General features: G+C 70.6%; 14 protein-coding genes. 12 read left to right on the top strand and 2 right to left on the bottom strand.

The genetic code is table 11. The annotated features are described in order from the left end of the window. Positions 1-619: 619 nt before the first annotated feature. From ACIPSE_RS35205 to ACIPSE_RS35150, 12 genes are all read left to right on the top strand, one after another. Entirely contained in the window at positions 620-1,162 is a 543-nt protein-coding gene (locus ACIPSE_RS35205) for a hypothetical protein (protein WP_401670922.1), read from the top strand. A 126-nt stretch (positions 1,163-1,288) separates the two neighbouring features. Then, a complete protein-coding gene (gene pdxS / locus ACIPSE_RS35200) occupies positions 1,289-2,194 on the top strand; it encodes a pyridoxal 5'-phosphate synthase lyase subunit PdxS (protein WP_401670919.1) in 906 nt (301 codons plus the stop codon). Then, a complete protein-coding gene (pdxT, locus tag ACIPSE_RS35195) occupies positions 2,194-2,799 on the top strand; it encodes a pyridoxal 5'-phosphate synthase glutaminase subunit PdxT (protein ID WP_401670917.1) in 606 nt (201 codons plus the stop codon). Before pdxS ends, pdxT begins: the two co-directional genes overlap by 1 nt. A gap of 49 nt (positions 2,800-2,848) precedes the next feature. Next, positions 2,849-3,601: a YebC/PmpR family DNA-binding transcriptional regulator gene (locus tag ACIPSE_RS35190; RefSeq protein WP_401670914.1), complete on the top strand. Its 753-nt coding sequence runs from the start codon at positions 2,849-2,851 to the stop codon at positions 3,599-3,601. 111 nt (positions 3,602-3,712) lie between these two features. Next, a complete protein-coding gene (gene ruvC / locus ACIPSE_RS35185; RefSeq protein ID WP_401670911.1) occupies positions 3,713-4,252 on the top strand; it encodes a crossover junction endodeoxyribonuclease RuvC in 540 nt (179 codons plus the stop codon). After that, positions 4,249-4,857, top strand: coding sequence for a Holliday junction branch migration protein RuvA (gene ruvA, locus ACIPSE_RS35180; RefSeq protein ID WP_401670908.1), 609 nt, complete (start codon positions 4,249-4,251; stop codon positions 4,855-4,857). Before ruvC ends, ruvA begins: the two co-directional genes overlap by 4 nt. 24 nt (positions 4,858-4,881) lie before the next feature. Beyond that, positions 4,882-5,952, top strand: a complete 1,071-nt coding sequence (gene ruvB, locus ACIPSE_RS35175; protein ID WP_401670905.1) for a Holliday junction branch migration DNA helicase RuvB — start codon at positions 4,882-4,884, stop codon at positions 5,950-5,952. Positions 5,953-6,150: 198 nt separating this feature from the next. Then, positions 6,151-6,675, top strand: coding sequence for a preprotein translocase subunit YajC (gene yajC, locus ACIPSE_RS35170; protein WP_401670902.1), 525 nt, complete (start codon positions 6,151-6,153; stop codon positions 6,673-6,675). A 132-nt stretch (positions 6,676-6,807) separates the two neighbouring features. After that, positions 6,808-8,574 (top strand): protein translocase subunit SecD, encoded by a 1,767-nt coding sequence (gene secD, locus ACIPSE_RS35165; RefSeq protein ID WP_401670899.1) that lies wholly within the window; start codon positions 6,808-6,810, stop codon positions 8,572-8,574. Between the two features lie 2 nt (positions 8,575-8,576). Further along, complete coding sequence (gene secF, locus ACIPSE_RS35160; RefSeq protein ID WP_401670896.1) at positions 8,577-9,665, top strand: protein translocase subunit SecF; 1,089 nt, start codon at positions 8,577-8,579, stop codon at positions 9,663-9,665. Then, positions 9,662-10,201, top strand: coding sequence for an adenine phosphoribosyltransferase (locus ACIPSE_RS35155; RefSeq protein ID WP_401670894.1), 540 nt, complete (start codon positions 9,662-9,664; stop codon positions 10,199-10,201). The genes secF and ACIPSE_RS35155 overlap by 4 nt, the downstream gene beginning before the upstream one ends. A gap of 286 nt (positions 10,202-10,487) precedes the next feature. After that, positions 10,488-13,025 carry a RelA/SpoT family protein gene (locus ACIPSE_RS35150; RefSeq protein WP_401670892.1) on the top strand — a complete coding sequence of 846 codons (2,538 nt, stop codon included), beginning with the start codon at positions 10,488-10,490 and terminating at the stop codon, positions 13,023-13,025. An 85-nt stretch (positions 13,026-13,110) separates the two neighbouring features. On the opposite strand, the gene ACIPSE_RS35145 is transcribed toward ACIPSE_RS35150, so the two are convergent. Then, complete coding sequence (locus tag ACIPSE_RS35145) at positions 13,111-14,340, bottom strand: DUF349 domain-containing protein (protein WP_401670889.1); 1,230 nt, start codon at positions 14,338-14,340, stop codon at positions 13,111-13,113. A gap of 135 nt (positions 14,341-14,475) precedes the next feature. Next, positions 14,476-15,309: a peptidylprolyl isomerase gene (locus tag ACIPSE_RS35140; RefSeq protein WP_401670887.1), complete on the bottom strand. Its 834-nt coding sequence runs from the start codon at positions 15,307-15,309 to the stop codon at positions 14,476-14,478. Positions 15,310-15,354: the final 45 nt, after the last annotated feature.

Genomic DNA, 15,354 nt, shown 5'->3' with positions numbered 1-15,354 from the left:
CTGCGGGCACGTTCGGGGCGGCTTGCGGCCGACGGGCTTGCCGTCTGCGCAGTGTGGTCGAGCCGACCGGTCGCGGGTGCCGATGGCGATCGGGTTTTGGGGCGGGAGGGCGTGGGCTGTGATGTCCGGTCAGGCCCGCGTCTGAGGGCTCGCTGCGGCGGCCTGTGGTTGACGTGCGGGCGGCGGATGCGGCGGTGGTGCCGCGCCTGTCGACGACGGGTCTGGGGGCCGGGGCTGCGGGCACGTTCGGGGCGGCTTGCGGCCGACGGGCTTGCCGTCTGCGCAGTGTGGTCGAGCCGACCGGTCGCGGGTGCCGATGGCGATCGGGTCTCGCGGGCGAGGTCGCGGGCGGTGCTGGCACGGCCCAGGTCTGAGTGCGGCCTGCGGTGGCCTGTGGCCGATGTGCGGGTCGCGGGTGCGGCGGCGGTTGCTGCGTTCGACGTCGACCGGACCTCGGGACCGGGGCTACGGGCGCGTCCGGGCTCGGCCCGTGGCCGACGGGTGCGTCGGCGGCGCCGTGCGCGGGCGATTCCCGGCCCGGCCCGCGGCCGGCGTCTTCCGGTGGCGGGGAGGTGAGGGCGTCGCGGTCCGGACGGTGGACGTCGGTAACCTTCCGCCCGTGACCGCAACCCTCATCTGGATCCTCGTCGCCCTCGTCGCGATCGGCCTGTACCTGAGCTGGACCGCGGGGCGGCTCGACCGGCTGCACTCGCGGATGGACGCCGCCCGGGCCGCCCTGGACGCGCAGTTGCTGCGCCGCGCCTCGGTGGCGCAGGAACTCGCGACCTCCGGGGTGCTCGACCCGGCCGCCTCGATCGTGCTGTACGAGGCCGCGCACGGCGCCCGGCAGGCCGAGGAGGAGCAGCGGGAGGTCGCCGAGAGCGAGCTGAGCCAGGCGCTGCGGGCCGTGTTCGCGGAGGGCGCGCAGGTCGAGACGGTCAAGGAGGCGCCCGGGGGAGAGGCCGCGATCCACGAGCTGACCGAGTCGGTCCGCCGGGTTCCGATGGCCCGCCGCTTCCACAACGACGCGGTCGGCGCCGCCCGGCGGCTGCGCGAGCACCGCAAGGTCCGCTGGTTCCGGCTGGCCGGCCACGCCCCGTTCCCGCTCGCGTTCGAGATGGACGACGAGCCCCCCGTGGCCCTGGTGGACCGGGCCGCCTGAGGCCCGCGGAGTCCAAAACGATCCACCGCCTCATCATTGGCCCTTGCTGTGGACTGGTCGTCTCCCGTTTCCTCGATGCTGCAGAACCGCTCAGGAAATCCTCTTTTCACACAGCGAGGTCAACCCGTGTCCAGCACCGAGAACCAGGCCCCCGAGACCGGCACCGCGCGCGTGAAGCGCGGCATGGCGGAGCAGCTCAAGGGCGGCGTGATCATGGACGTGGTCAACGCCGAGCAGGCGAAGATCGCCGAGGACGCCGGCGCCGTGGCCGTCATGGCCCTGGAGCGGGTCCCCGCCGACATCCGCAAGGACGGCGGCGTGGCCCGGATGTCGGACCCGAACATGATCGAGGAGATCATCGAGGCCGTCTCCATCCCGGTCATGGCCAAGTCCCGCATCGGACACTTCGTCGAGGCCCAGGTCCTGCAGTCCCTCGGCGTGGACTACATCGACGAGTCCGAGGTCCTCACCCCGGCCGACGAGGTCAACCACAGCGACAAGTTCGCCTTCACGACCCCGTTCGTCTGCGGCGCCACCAACCTGGGCGAGGCCCTGCGCCGGATCGCCGAGGGCGCGGCCATGATCCGCTCCAAGGGCGAGGCCGGCACCGGCAACGTCGTCGAGGCCGTCCGCCACCTGCGCCAGATCAAGAACGAGATCGCCCGCCTGCGCGGCTTCGACAACAACGAGCTGTACGCCGCCGCCAAGGACCTCCGCGCCCCGTACGAGCTGGTCAAGGAAGTCTCCGAGCTGGGCAAGCTCCCGGTGGTGCTGTTCTCCGCCGGTGGCGTCGCCACCCCGGCCGACGCCGCCCTGATGCGCCAGCTCGGCGCCGAGGGCGTCTTCGTCGGCTCCGGCATCTTCAAGTCCGGCGACCCGGCCAAGCGCGCCGCCGCCATCGTGAAGGCCACCACCTTCTACGACGACCCGAAGATCATCGCCGACGCGTCCCGCAACCTCGGCGAGGCCATGGTCGGCATTAACTGCGACACCCTGCCCGAGGCCGAGCGGTACGCGAACCGGGGCTGGTGATGACCGATCCCGTCATCGGAGTGCTCGCGCTCCAGGGCGATGTACGCGAGCACCTGATCGCCCTGGCCGCGGCGGACGTCGTGGCCAGGCCGGTCCGGCGCCCCGAGGAGCTCGCCGAGGTCGACGGCCTCGTCATCCCCGGCGGCGAGTCCACGACCATCTCGAAGCTGGCCGTCCTCTTCGGCGTGATGGAGCCCCTTCGCGCGCGCGTGCGGGCGGGGATGCCCGTCTACGGCACCTGCGCGGGCATGATCATGCTCGCCGACAAGATCCTCGACCCGCGCTCGGGCCAGGAGACGATCGGCGGCATCGACATGATCGTCCGCCGCAACGCCTTCGGCCGCCAGAACGAGTCCTTCGAAGCGGCGGTCGACGTGCAGGGCGTCGCGGGCGATCCCGTGGAGGGCGTCTTCATCCGGGCCCCCTGGGTGGAGTCCGTGGGCGCCGAGACCGAGGTCCTCGCCGAGCACGACGGCCACATCGTCGCGGTCCGCCAGGGCAACGCGCTCGCCACGTCGTTCCATCCGGAGCTGACCGGCGACCACCGCGTGCACTCCCTGTTCGTCGACATGGTGCGCGCGAACCGGACGGCTCAGTCCTTGTAGGATCGCTGGCGTTCGTTGTTTGGATGGGTTACGCGAAGGAGACAGGCAGATGTCCGGCCACTCTAAATGGGCTACGACGAAGCACAAGAAGGCCGTGATCGACGCCAAGCGCGGCAAGCTCTTCGCGAAGCTGATCAAGAACATCGAGGTCGCGGCCCGTATGGGCGGCGTCGACATCGAGGGCAACCCGACCCTTTACGACGCCATCCAGAAGGCGAAGAAGCAGTCGGTCCCGAACAAGAACATCGACTCCGCGGTCAAGCGCGGCGGCGGCCTGGAAGCCGGCGGCGCCGACTACGAGACGATCATGTACGAGGGCTACGGCCCGAACGGCGTCGCGGTGCTCATCGAGTGCCTCACCGACAACCGCAACCGCGCCGCCTCCGACGTGCGCGTCGCCATGACCCGCAACGGCGGCAACATGGCCGACCCCGGCTCGGTGTCGTACATGTTCAGCCGCAAGGGCGTCATCATCGTCCCCAAGGGCGAGCTCAGCGAGGACGACGTCCTCACCGCCGTCCTGGAAGCGGGCGCCGAGGAGGTCAACGACCTCGGTGAGTCCTTCGAGGTGCTCAGCGAGGCCACCGACCTGGTCGCGGTCCGCACCGCCCTCCAGGAGGCCGGCATCGACTACGACTCCGCCGACTCCAACTTCGTCCCCTCCGTCCAGGTCGAACTGGACGAGGACGGCGCCCGGAAGATCTTCCGGCTGATCGACGCGCTGGAGGACAGCGACGACGTCCAGAACGTCTTCGCCAACTTCGACGTCAGCGACGAGGTCATGGAGAAGGTCGACGCCTGAGCCGGCACTCCGGATTCGAACGGGCCGACGGGACACACCCCGTCGGCCCGTCGCATTGTCGGTGGCACCCGATAGCCTGCACAAACAGGCGATCGAGCGGGAGGGGGCGCGGTGCGGGTACTCGGGGTGGACCCCGGTCTGACGCGATGCGGTGTCGGTGTCGTCGAGGGGGTGGCGGGACGGCCGCTCACCATGGTGGGCGTCGGTGTCGTCAGGACGCCCCCGGACGCCGAGCTGGGAAACCGCCTCGTCGCCATCGAGCAGGGAATCGAGCAGTGGCTGGATGAGCACCGGCCCGAATGCGTCGCCGTGGAGCGGGTGTTCAGCCAGCACAACGTCCGCACGGTGATGGGCACCGCCCAGGCCAGCGCCGTCGCCATGCTGTGCGCAGCCCGCCGCGGCATCCCCGTCGCCCTGCACACCCCCAGCGAGGTCAAGGCCGCCGTCACCGGCAGCGGACGCGCCGACAAGGCACAGGTCGGCGCCATGGTGACCCGGCTGCTGCGGCTCGACGCACCGCCCAAGCCGGCCGACGCCGCCGACGCCCTCGCCCTCGCCATCTGCCACATCTGGCGCGCCCCCGCGCAGAACCGACTCCAGCAGGCCGTGGCCCTGCACACCGCCCAAGCAGGGAAAGGCCGTACGGCATGATCGCCTTCGTCAGCGGCACGGTCGCCGCACTCGCCCCCGACTCCGCGGTCGTCGAGGTCGGCGGGGTCGGCATGGCCGTGCAGTGCACACCGAACACCCTCTCCACCCTCCGCCTCGGCCAGCCCGCCAAGCTCGCCACCTCCCTCGTCGTACGCGAGGACTCCCTCACCCTCTACGGCTTCGTGGACGACGACGAGCGCCAGGTCTTCGCGCTGCTCCAGACCGCGAGCGGCGTCGGCCCGCGGCTGGCCCAGGCGATGCTCGCCGTCCACACCCCCGACGCCCTGCGCCGCGCCGTCGCGACCAACGACGAGAAGGCGCTCACCGCCGTCCCCGGCATCGGCAAGAAGGGCGCCCAGAAGCTGCTCCTGGAGCTGAAGGACCGCCTCGGTGAGCCCGTCGGCACCGCCCCCGCGATCGGCGCCCCCGTCACCCAGAGCTGGCGCGACCAGCTGCACGCCGCCCTGATCGGCCTCGGCTACGCGACCCGCGAGGCCGACGAGGCCGTCTCCGCCGTCGCGCCCCAGGCGGAGGCCGCCGAGGGCACACCCCAGGTGGGGCAGCTGCTGAAGGCGGCCCTGCAGACCCTGAACCGCGCCCGCTGACCACGACTTCCGTAAGGCACGTACATGAACTGGGACGACACGACCGACGAGACGGCCGCCGAGCGGCTCGTGGGCTCCGTCGCCGACCGTGAGGACCAGGCCGTCGAGGCCGCGCTGCGCCCCAAGGACCTCGGCGAGTTCATCGGCCAGGAGAAGGTCCGCGAACAGCTCGACCTCGTCCTGCGCGCCGCCCGCGCGCGGGGCGCCACCGCCGACCACGTCCTGCTCTCCGGCGCCCCCGGCCTCGGCAAGACCACCCTGTCGATGATCATCGCGGCCGAGATGGGCGCCCCGATCCGCATCACCTCGGGCCCCGCCATCCAGCACGCGGGCGACCTCGCCGCGATCCTCTCCTCCCTCCAGGAGGGCGAGGTCCTCTTCCTCGACGAGATCCACCGCATGTCCCGGCCCGCCGAGGAGATGCTGTACATGGCCATGGAGGACTTCCGCGTCGACGTCATCGTCGGCAAGGGCCCCGGCGCCACCGCGATCCCGCTCGAACTGCCGCCCTTCACCCTCGTCGGCGCCACCACGCGCGCGGGCCTGCTGCCGCCCCCGCTGCGCGACCGCTTCGGCTTCACCGCGCACATGGAGTTCTACGAGCCCGCCGAACTGCGACGGGTCGTGCACCGCTCCGCCGACCTGCTCGACGTGGAGATCGACACCCACGGCGCCGCCGAGATCGCGGGCCGCTCGCGCGGCACCCCCCGCATCGCCAACCGCCTGCTGCGCCGGGTGCGGGACTACGCGCAGGTCAAGGCCGACGGTCGCATCGACCGGGAGATCGCCGGCGCCGCGCTCCAGGTGTACGAGGTGGACGAGCGGGGTCTGGACCGCCTCGACCGCGCCGTCCTGGAGGCGCTGCTGAAGCTGTTCGGCGGCGGTCCGGTGGGCCTGTCGACGCTGGCCGTGGCCGTGGGGGAGGAGCGCGAGACCGTCGAGGAGGTCGCCGAACCCTTCCTCGTCCGGGAGGGGCTGCTCGCCCGCACCCCGCGCGGACGCGTCGCCACTCCGGCCGCCTGGGCGCACCTCGGCCTCACCCCGCCCCGCGCGGCGGGCACAGGAAACGGACAAGGGGACCTGTTCGGGACGTGACGTCCGTCGCGGCGTCCGGCGTGATGTCTTTGTGACGGCGGGGTATTGGCCGGGCCAGGAACCCGGGTGCCATGCTGAGCGTTGTTCCATGCGCGCGGACTCGCTTAGACTCCGCCGATGCCGCCTTTGTCGGCGGCGTACATACCCCCAACCAACAGGCCGCTCACCATCGCGGTCACGTGAAGGAAGTACCGACCCGTGAGTCTCGTGACCCTCCTCCCGTTCATCGTGCTCATCGGGGCCATGTTCCTGATGACCCGGTCGGCGAAGAAGAAGCAGCAGCAGGCCGCCGACATGCGCAATGACATGCAGCCCGGCAGTGGCGTCCGCACCATCGGGGGTATGTACGGCACCGTCAAGGAGGTCAACGACGACACCGTCCTCCTCGACGCGGGCCCGGGGGTCGAACTCCTCTTCGCGAAGAACGCGATCGGTGCCGTCCTCACGGACGACGAGTACAACCGCATCGTCCACGGTGTCGAGCACGACCTGAAGACCGACGTCGTCCCGGACGACGCCTCCTCCCTCACCGGGACCGACGAGTCCGCCGACGAAGCTGCCGCCGCCTCCGACGACGACAAGGCCGTCGACCTCGGCAAGAAGGACGAGCCCGCCGACAAGGCCCAGGCCGAGGAGAGCGCCGAGACCGCCGATGCCCCCGAGGCGAAGACGGACACGGACGACGAGCCGAAGAAGACCGACGGCGACTCCGACGCGAAGTAGTCGTGCCCCGGGGCGTGCGGCCCATGCCCGCGTGCCCCGGTACCGACCCAGTGCGCAGGGGATCCCTACACATTGTCATGGCCGCCCGCACGCCCGACCGGCGTGAGGCGGCCCGAGAGGGAGTACGAGAAGGTGGCAGCACCTAAGAAGGGCCGGAGCGCGAGCGCCCAGAGCAAGCCAGGGCGCTCGCTGGCCCTGATCCTGATCGCCATCGTGGCGCTCACTGGGGGAATGTTCCTCTCCGGACACACCACCCCGCGCCTCGGCATCGACCTCGCCGGCGGTACGAGCATCACGCTCGAGGCGAAGGCCGACCAGGGGTCGGCGATCAACAAGGCCAACATGGACACCGCGGTCGAGATCATGAACCGCCGTGTCAACGGGCTGGGCGTCTCCGAGGCGGAGGTGCAGACCCAGGGCGATCGCAACATCATCGTCAACATCCCCAAGGGCACCAACTCCAAGGAAGCCCGGGATCAGGTCGGCACCACCGCCAAGCTGTACTTCCGCCCCGTGCTGGCCCAGGAGGCCACCGGCGCCGCCGCGGCCACCGAGTCGCCGAGCGCGTCGAGCAGCAGCTCCTCCAGCGCCTCGCCGAGCCCCTCCGCGAGCGCGTCCGGCACCGGTGAGAAGGCGACCTCCACCTCCTCCGCGAGCCCCTCGTCCTCCGCCACCTCGCAGGGCCGCGCCGTCACCGACGCGCTGAAGGCCGACTCCTCGCCGTCGGCGTCCGCGAGCGCCTCCGCCTCGGCGAGCGCCTCCGCGAGCAGCAGCGCCGCCACCAGCGACGCCGACGCCAAGATCCAGGCCGCGTACACCGCCCTGGACTGCTCCAAGCAGGCCCAGCGCACCAAGGCGGGCGAGGGCGCCAAGCCGGCCGACACGACCGTCGGCTGCGGCGAGATCTCCGGCGTCTGGTACAAGTACCTGCTCGGCCCGGCCGCCGTCGCCGGCACCGAGGTCGACAAGGCCCAGGCCGTCTACGACACGCAGACCGCCGCCGGCTGGCAGGTCACGATGGACTTCAACGACAGCGGTGCGAAGAAGTTCGCGGACGTCACCGCGCAGCTCGCGCAGAACACCCAGCCGCAGAACGAGTTCGGCATCGTCCTCGACGGCGAGGTCGTCTCCAGCCCGTACGTGAGCCAGTCCATCACCGGTGGCCAGGCCCAGATCTCCGGCAGCTTCACGCAGGAGGAGGCCCAGAGCCTCGCCAACATGCTGTCGTACGGCGCGCTCCCGCTCTCCTTCCAGGAGCAGAGCGTCACCACCGTGACCGCCGCGCTCGGCGGTGACCAGCTGCACGCCGGTCTGCTCGCCGGCGCGATCGGCCTCCTGCTGGTCGTCATCTACCTGGTGGCCTACTACCGCGGCCTGTCGGTCGTCGCGATGGCCTCGCTGCTCGTCTCCGCGATCCTCACCTACGTGCTCATGGCGCTGCTCGGCCCGGCCATCGGCTTCGCGCTGAACCTGCCGGCCGTGTGCGGTGCGATCGTCGCCATCGGTATCACCGCGGACTCGTTCATCGTGTACTTCGAGCGCATCCGGGACGAGATCCGTGAGGGCCGCACCCTGCGCCCCGCCGTCGAGCGGGCCTGGCCGCGCGCCCGGCGCACGATCCTCGTCTCCGACTTCGTGTCGTTCCTCGCCGCCGCGGTCCTGTTCATCGTGACCGTCGGCAAGGTCCAGGGCTTCGCGTTCACCCTCGGTCTGACCACCGTCCTGGACGTCGTCGTGGTCTTCTTCTTCACGAAGCCGCTGATGACGCTCCTGGCCCGCCGGAAGTTCTTCGCGGGCGGCCACAAGTGGTCCGGCCTCGACCCGAAGAGCCTGGGCGCCCAGCCGCCGCTGCGCCGCACTCGCCGTACTTCCGCCCCCGCTGAACCGAAGGAGGCGTGAGCATGTCGAAACTCGGCAACCTCGGCGCCCGACTGCACCGTGGCGAGGTCTCCTACGACTTCATCGGCCACCGCAAGCTCTGGTACGGCATCTCGATCCTGATCACCATCACGGCGATCGTCGGCCTCGCGGTGCGCGGCCTCAACATGGGCATCGACTTCCAGGGCGGTGCCGTCTTCACCACCCCGAAGACGAGCGTCTCGGTCTCCCAGGCCGAGGAGTACGCGAAGGACGCCTCCGGCCACGACGCGGTCGTGCAGAAGCTCGGCAACGGCACGCTGCGCATCCAGATCGCCGGCATGGACACCACGCAGTCCGACGACATCAAGAACAAGCTCGCCGCGGACTTCAAGGTCGACGAGGAGAAGATCGCCGCCGACCTCGTCGGTCCGAGCTGGGGCGACCAGATCGCCAACAAGGCCTGGCAGGGCCTGGCGATCTTCATGGTCCTCGTCGTGATCTACCTGGCGATCGCCTTCGAGTGGCGCATGGCCATCGCGGCGCTCGTCGCGCTGATCCACGACATCACCATCACCGTCGGCATCTACGCCCTCGTCGGCTTCGAGGTCACCCCGGGCACGGTGATCGGTCTGCTGACCATCCTCGGTTACTCGCTCTACGACACGGTGGTCGTCTTCGACTCCCTCAAGGAGCAGACGAAGGACATCACCAAGCAGACCCGCTTCACCTACAGCGACATCGCCAACCGCTCGATCAACAGCACCCTGGTCCGCTCCGTCAACACCACGGTGGTCGCGCTGCTGCCGGTGGCGGGCCTGCTGTTCATCGGTGGCGGCTTCCTCGGCGCGGGCACCCTCAACGACATCTCGCTGTCGCTGTTCGTGGGTCTCGCCGCCGGTGCGTACTCCTCGATCTTCATCGCCACGCCGCTCGTCGCCGACCTCAAGGAACTCGAGCCGCAGATGAAGGCCCTCAGGAAGCGGGTCCTGGCCAAGCGTGCCCAGGCCGCCGCCGAGGAGGGCCAGGCCCAGTCCCGCGGCGAGTCCCCCCTGGACGGTCCCGAGGACGCCACCCCGGCGGTCGTCGGCCCGCGTGCCACCCGCCGCCGTCCCTCGGGCAAGCGCCGGTGACCGGCGTCGAGGAGCTGCTGCTCAGCCGCATCCGGGACGTGGCGGACTACCCGGAGCCGGGCGTGATGTTCAAGGACATCACCCCGCTCCTGGCGGACCCCGCGGCGTTCACCGCGCTGACGGACGCGCTCGCGGAGATCGCCGGGCGCACCGGCGCCACGAAGATCGTCGGCCTGGAGGCCCGCGGCTTCATCCTCGGTGCCCCCGTCGCCGTCCGCGCCGGGCTCGGCTTCATCCCCGTCCGCAAGGCCGGCAAGCTCCCCGGAGCGACGCTCGGCCAGACGTACGACCTGGAGTACGGCTCCGCGGAGATCGAGGTGCACGCGGAGGACCTGTCCGCCGGTGACCGCATCCTCATCGTCGACGATGTCCTCGCCACGGGCGGCACCGCCGAGGCCTCCATCCAGCTGATCCGCCGGGCGGGCGCCGAGGTCGCCGGCCTCGCGGTCCTGATGGAACTCGGCTTCCTCGCGGGCCGCACCCGCCTGGAACCGGCTCTCGCGGGCGCCCCGCTGGAGGCACTCCTCCAGGTGTGACGCACCCCGAGCACCCCCGAGCACCACTCGGTCACGGCCGCCCCCGCACTCCGGGGGCGGCCGTCGCCGTCCGCACGCCCCGTCGGCGCACCCCTGGGGGCGGCAGTCCCGCACCGCACCCCCGTATCCACCCACGGGCCACCCTCAGGAATCCCCGGCTCGCCCCTCGCGTTACTTGCGTAGACGGCCCTCACACCGGGCTGGAGGCGATCCCGCCGCTCAGGATCGCTACCATGGGATCTCCGGAGCCTGACCGGGGGACCCGGATCGCGCACGAGGAGTCCTCTTGGCAGACGAGGCCCAGCCCCTGACCGCCGCCAAGCCCGAGTCCGCCTCGGGAGCCGCGGCGACGCCCGCGTCGAGCCCGAAGAGCGCCACCCAGGGCTCCGCCGAGCACGCCCAGTCCGCGCCCGCCGACGGGCAGGCCGACCGGTCGCGCCCCAAACCGGCCACCCCGGCCGAGCGCCCCACCCCCGCGTCCACGCCGCCCGCGGTCCGTCCGCCCGCCGGGCAGCCGGCCCGCTCCGGCTCCTCCAACCGCGTCCGCGCCCGCCTCGCCCGCCTCGGCGTCCAGCGCTCCAACCCGTACAACCCGGTCCTGGAGCCCCTGCTGCGGATAGTGCGCAGCAACGACCCGAAGATCGAGACGGCGACGCTGCGCCAGGTCGAGAAGGCCTACCAGGTCGCCGAGCGCTGGCACCGCGGCCAGAAGCGCAAGAGCGGCGACCCGTACATCACGCACCCGCTCGCCGTGACCACCATCCTCGCCGAGCTCGGCATGGACCCGGCCACCCTCATGGCCGGTCTCCTGCACGACACGGTCGAGGACACCGAGTACGGCCTCGACCAGCTCCGCCGTGACTTCGGAGACTCCGTCGCCCTCCTCGTCGACGGCGTCACCAAGCTCGACAAGGTCAAGTTCGGCGAGGCCGCGCAGGCCGAGACCGTGCGCAAGATGGTCGTCGCCATGGCCAAGGACCCCCGCGTCCTGGTCATCAAGCTCGCCGACCGCCTGCACAACATGCGCACCATGCGCTACCTCAAGCGCGAGAAGCAGGAGAAGAAGGCGCGCGAGACGCTGGAGATCTACGCGCCCCTCGCCCACCGCCTCGGCATGAACACCATCAAGTGGGAGCTGGAGGACCTCGCCTTCGCGATCCTCTACCCCAAGATGTACGACGAGATCGTACGGCTGGTGGCCGAGCGGGCGCCCAAGCGTGACGAGTACCTGGCCATAGTGACCGACGAGGTGCAGCAGGACCTGCGCGCGGCCCGTATCAAGGCGACCGTCACCGGCCGCCCGAAGCACTACTACAGCGTCTACCAGAAGATGATCGTCCGCGGCCGTGACTTCGCGGAGATCTACGACCTGGTCGGCATCCGCGTCCTCGTGGACACCGTCCGGGACTGCTACGCCGCCCTCGGCACCGTGCACGCGCGATGGAACCCGGTCCCCGGCCGGTTCAAGGACTACATCGCGATGCCCAAGTTCAACATGTACCAGTCGCTGCACACGACGGTCATCGGACCCAACGGCAAGCCCGTCGAGCTGCAGATCCGCACCTTCGACATGCACCGCCGCGCCGAGTACGGCATCGCCGCGCACTGGAAGTACAAGCAGGAGGCCGTCGCCGGCGCCTCCAAGGTGCGCTCGGACGCGCCCCGGACGACCGGCAAGGACGACCACCTCAACGACATGGCGTGGCTGCGCCAGCTCCTCGACTGGCAGAAGGAGACCGAGGACCCGGGCGAGTTCCTGGAGTCCCTGCGCTTCGACCTGTCCCGCAACGAGGTCTTCGTGTTCACGCCGAAGGGCGACGTGATAGCGCTGCCCGCCGGCGCCACCCCCGTGGACTTCTCGTACGCGGTGCACACGGAGGTCGGCCACCGGACGATAGGAGCACGCGTCAACGGACGCCTCGTGCCCCTCGAATCCACCCTCGACAACGGCGACCTGGTCGAGGTCTTCACCTCCAAGGCGGCCGGCGCGGGACCCTCGCGGGACTGGCTCGGCTTCGTCAAGTCGCCGCGCGCCCGCAACAAGATCAGAGCGTGGTTCTCCAAGGAGCGCCGAGACGAGGCGATCGAGCAGGGCAAGGACGCCATCGTCCGTGCGATGCGCAAGCAGAACCTGCCGATCCAGCGCATCCTCACCGGCGACTCCCTGGTCACGCTCGCGCACGAGATGCGCTACTCCGACATCTCCGCGCTGTACGCGGCGATCGGCGAGGGCCATGTCTCGGCGCAGCACATCGTGCAGAAGCTGGTCTCCGCGCTCGGCGGCGAGGAGGCCGCCACCGAGGAGATCGACGAGGCCGTCCCGCCCACCCGCACCCGGGGCCGCAAGCGCCGCTCCAGCGCCGACCCGGGCGTCGTCGTCAAGGGCGTCGACGACGTGTGGGTCAAGCTGGCCCGCTGCTGCACGCCCGTACCCGGCGACCCCATCATCGGGTTCGTCACGCGGGGCAGCGGCGTTTCGGTTCACCGCAGCGACTGCGTCAACGTGGACTCCCTGTCCCGTGAGCCCGAGCGCATCCTGGACGTCGAGTGGGCGCCCACCCAGTCCTCGGTCTTCCTGGTCGCCATCCAGGTCGAGGCCCTGGACCGCTCCCGGCTGCTGTCGGACGTCACCCGCGTCCTGTCCGACCAGCACGTCAACATCCTCTCCGCGGCCGTCCAGACCTCCCGCGACCGTGTCGCCACCTCCCGCTTCACCTTCGAGATGGGCGACCCGAAGCACCTGGGCCACGTCCTGAAGGCCGTACGGGGCGTCGAGGGCGTCTACGACGTCTACCGCGTCACCTCGGCGCGCAACAGGTCGTAGGAGCCCCGAGAGCGGCAGACACGACGAGAGGGGCCCCGTACGCGAAGTACGGGGCCCCTCTCGTCGTGTCGAGGAAGCGGGCGGATCAGCCGCCGAACTCCTGGAGACCCTTCAGCGCCTGGTCCAGCAGGGCCTGGCGCCCTTCCAGCTCACGCTCCAGCTTGTCCGCGCGGGAGGCGTTGCCCTGGGCGCGGGCCTGCTCGATCTGGCCCTTGAGCTTGTCCACGGCCGCCTGGAGCTGACCGGTCAGACCCGCCGCACGCGCGCGTGCCTCCGGGTTGGTCCGGCGCCACTCCGTCTCCTCGGCCTCCTGAAGGGCCCGCTCGACGGCGTGCATCCGGCCCTCGACCTTGGGCCGGGCGTCGCGCGGGACGTGGCCGATGGCCTCCCAGCGCTCGTTGAGCGAGCGGAACGCGGCACGGGAGGCCTTCAGCTCGCCGATCGGCAGGAGCTTCTCGGCCTCCTCGGCCAGCTCCTCCTTGAGCTTCAGGTTCTCCGTCTGCTCCGCGTCACGCTCCGCGAAGACCGAGCTGCGGGCGGCGAAGAAGACGTCCTGGGCGCCGCGGAAGCGGTTCCACAGATCGTCCTCGTGCTCGCGCTGGGCGCGGCCCGCGGCCTTCCACTCCGCCATCAGCTCGCGGTAGCGGGCCGCCGTCGGACCCCAGTCCGCGGAGCCCGACAGCGCCTCGGCCTCGGAGACCAGCCGTTCCTTGGTCTTGCGGGCGTCCTCGCGCTGCGCGTCCAGCGCCGCGAAGTGCGCCTTGCGACGCTTGGAGAACGCCGAGCGCGCGTGCGAGAAGCGGTGCCACAGCTCGTCGTCCGACTTGCGGTCGAGGCGCGGCAGCCCTTTCCAGGTGTCCACCAGCGCGCGCAGCCGCTCGCCGGCGGCCCGCCACTGGTCGGACTGGGCCAGCTCCTCGGCCTCGACGACCAGCGCCTCCTTGGAGTGACGCGCCTCGTCGGACTGCTTCGCGCGCTGCTGCTTGCGCTCCTCGCGGCGCTTGTCGACGTTCTCGACGAGCTTGTCCAGACGCGTCTTCAAAGAGGCCAGGTCACCCACCGCGTGGTGTGCGTCGACCTGCTCGCGCAGATGGTCGATCGCGACCTGGGCGTCCTTCGCCGACAGGTCGGTGGTCTGCACTCGCTTCTCGAGGAGGCCGATCTCGACAACCAGGCCTTCGTACTTGCGCTCGAAATAGGCCAGCGCCTCCTCGGGGGAGCCTGCCTGCCAGGAACCGACGACCTGCTCGCCCTCGGCCGTACGCACGTACACGGTCCCCGTCTCGTCGACGCGGCCCCACGGGTCGCTGCTCACAGCGCCTCCTCCACATGATGCCTGCGCGAGGCGTCAGCGCCCCCGGGCATCGTCCACAGTTTCGTCACGGCCAACATAGGCGACCGGCGGGTGGCCTGTCCGCATCCCGCGCGACCGAAATTTCGCAGTTGGCGGTCAGGATTTCGTGACGGTGGCCTTGTTGATCACGACCGTCGCGTTGGGAGTGCCGTCGCCCGCTCCGGTGCTCTCACCTGCCGCCGCGATCTTCTTCAGGACGGTCATGCCCGATTCGGACACCGTACCGAACGGTGTGTAGTTGGCCGGCAGTGGACTGTCCTGGTAGACGAGGAAGAACTGGCTGCCGCCGGTGTCCTTGCCCTCGCCCGTCGAGGAGTTGTACTGGTTGGCCATCGCGACCGTGCCCGCCGGGTAGACGTCGCCCTTGAGCGTCTTGTCCTTCAGGTTCTCGTCCGGGATCGTGTAGCCCGGACCGCCGCTGCCGCTGCCCGAGGGGTCGCCGCACTGCAGGACGTAGATGCCGTTGGTGGTGAGCCGGTGGCACTTGGTGTGGTCGAAGTAGCCCTTGCCCGCGAGGAAGTCGAACGAGTTCACGGTGTGCGGGGCCGCCGACGCCTTCAGGGCGATGTCTATGTCACCGCAGGTCGTCGCGAGCGTCATCGTGTACTTGGCGGACTTGTCGATGGTCAACGCCGGCTCCTTCTTCCAGGTAGCCGTCTTGACCTTGCCCTCCTCCGCCTTCTCGCACGGGTCCGAGATCGCGCTCGGGGTGGCGGACGCCGACGCGCTCACGTCGGCCTTGTCGTCACCGTCGTCCTTGAGGACACCGGTCGTGTACAGCGCGAGGCTGCCCACCAGGATCACGCCGAGCACCGACGCGATCACGGAGTTGCGCATGCGGGCCTTGCGCCGCGCGGCCGTGCGCCGCTGCTGCTGCCGCAGAAACTTCTCCCGGGCGAGCTGCCGCTTCCGCTGTTCCTGGGTGACCACCGGGTTCTCTCCTCATGCGTCTCGTACGTCGACTGGGACGCGTGC

The organism is Streptomyces sp. NPDC090106 (genome assembly GCF_044747265.1).
In the GTDB taxonomy this organism is placed as follows: domain Bacteria; phylum Actinomycetota; class Actinomycetes; order Streptomycetales; family Streptomycetaceae; genus Streptomyces.
Note: the sequence above shows the minus strand (reverse complement) of the source record. Positions and strands in the feature narration are given on the sequence as shown.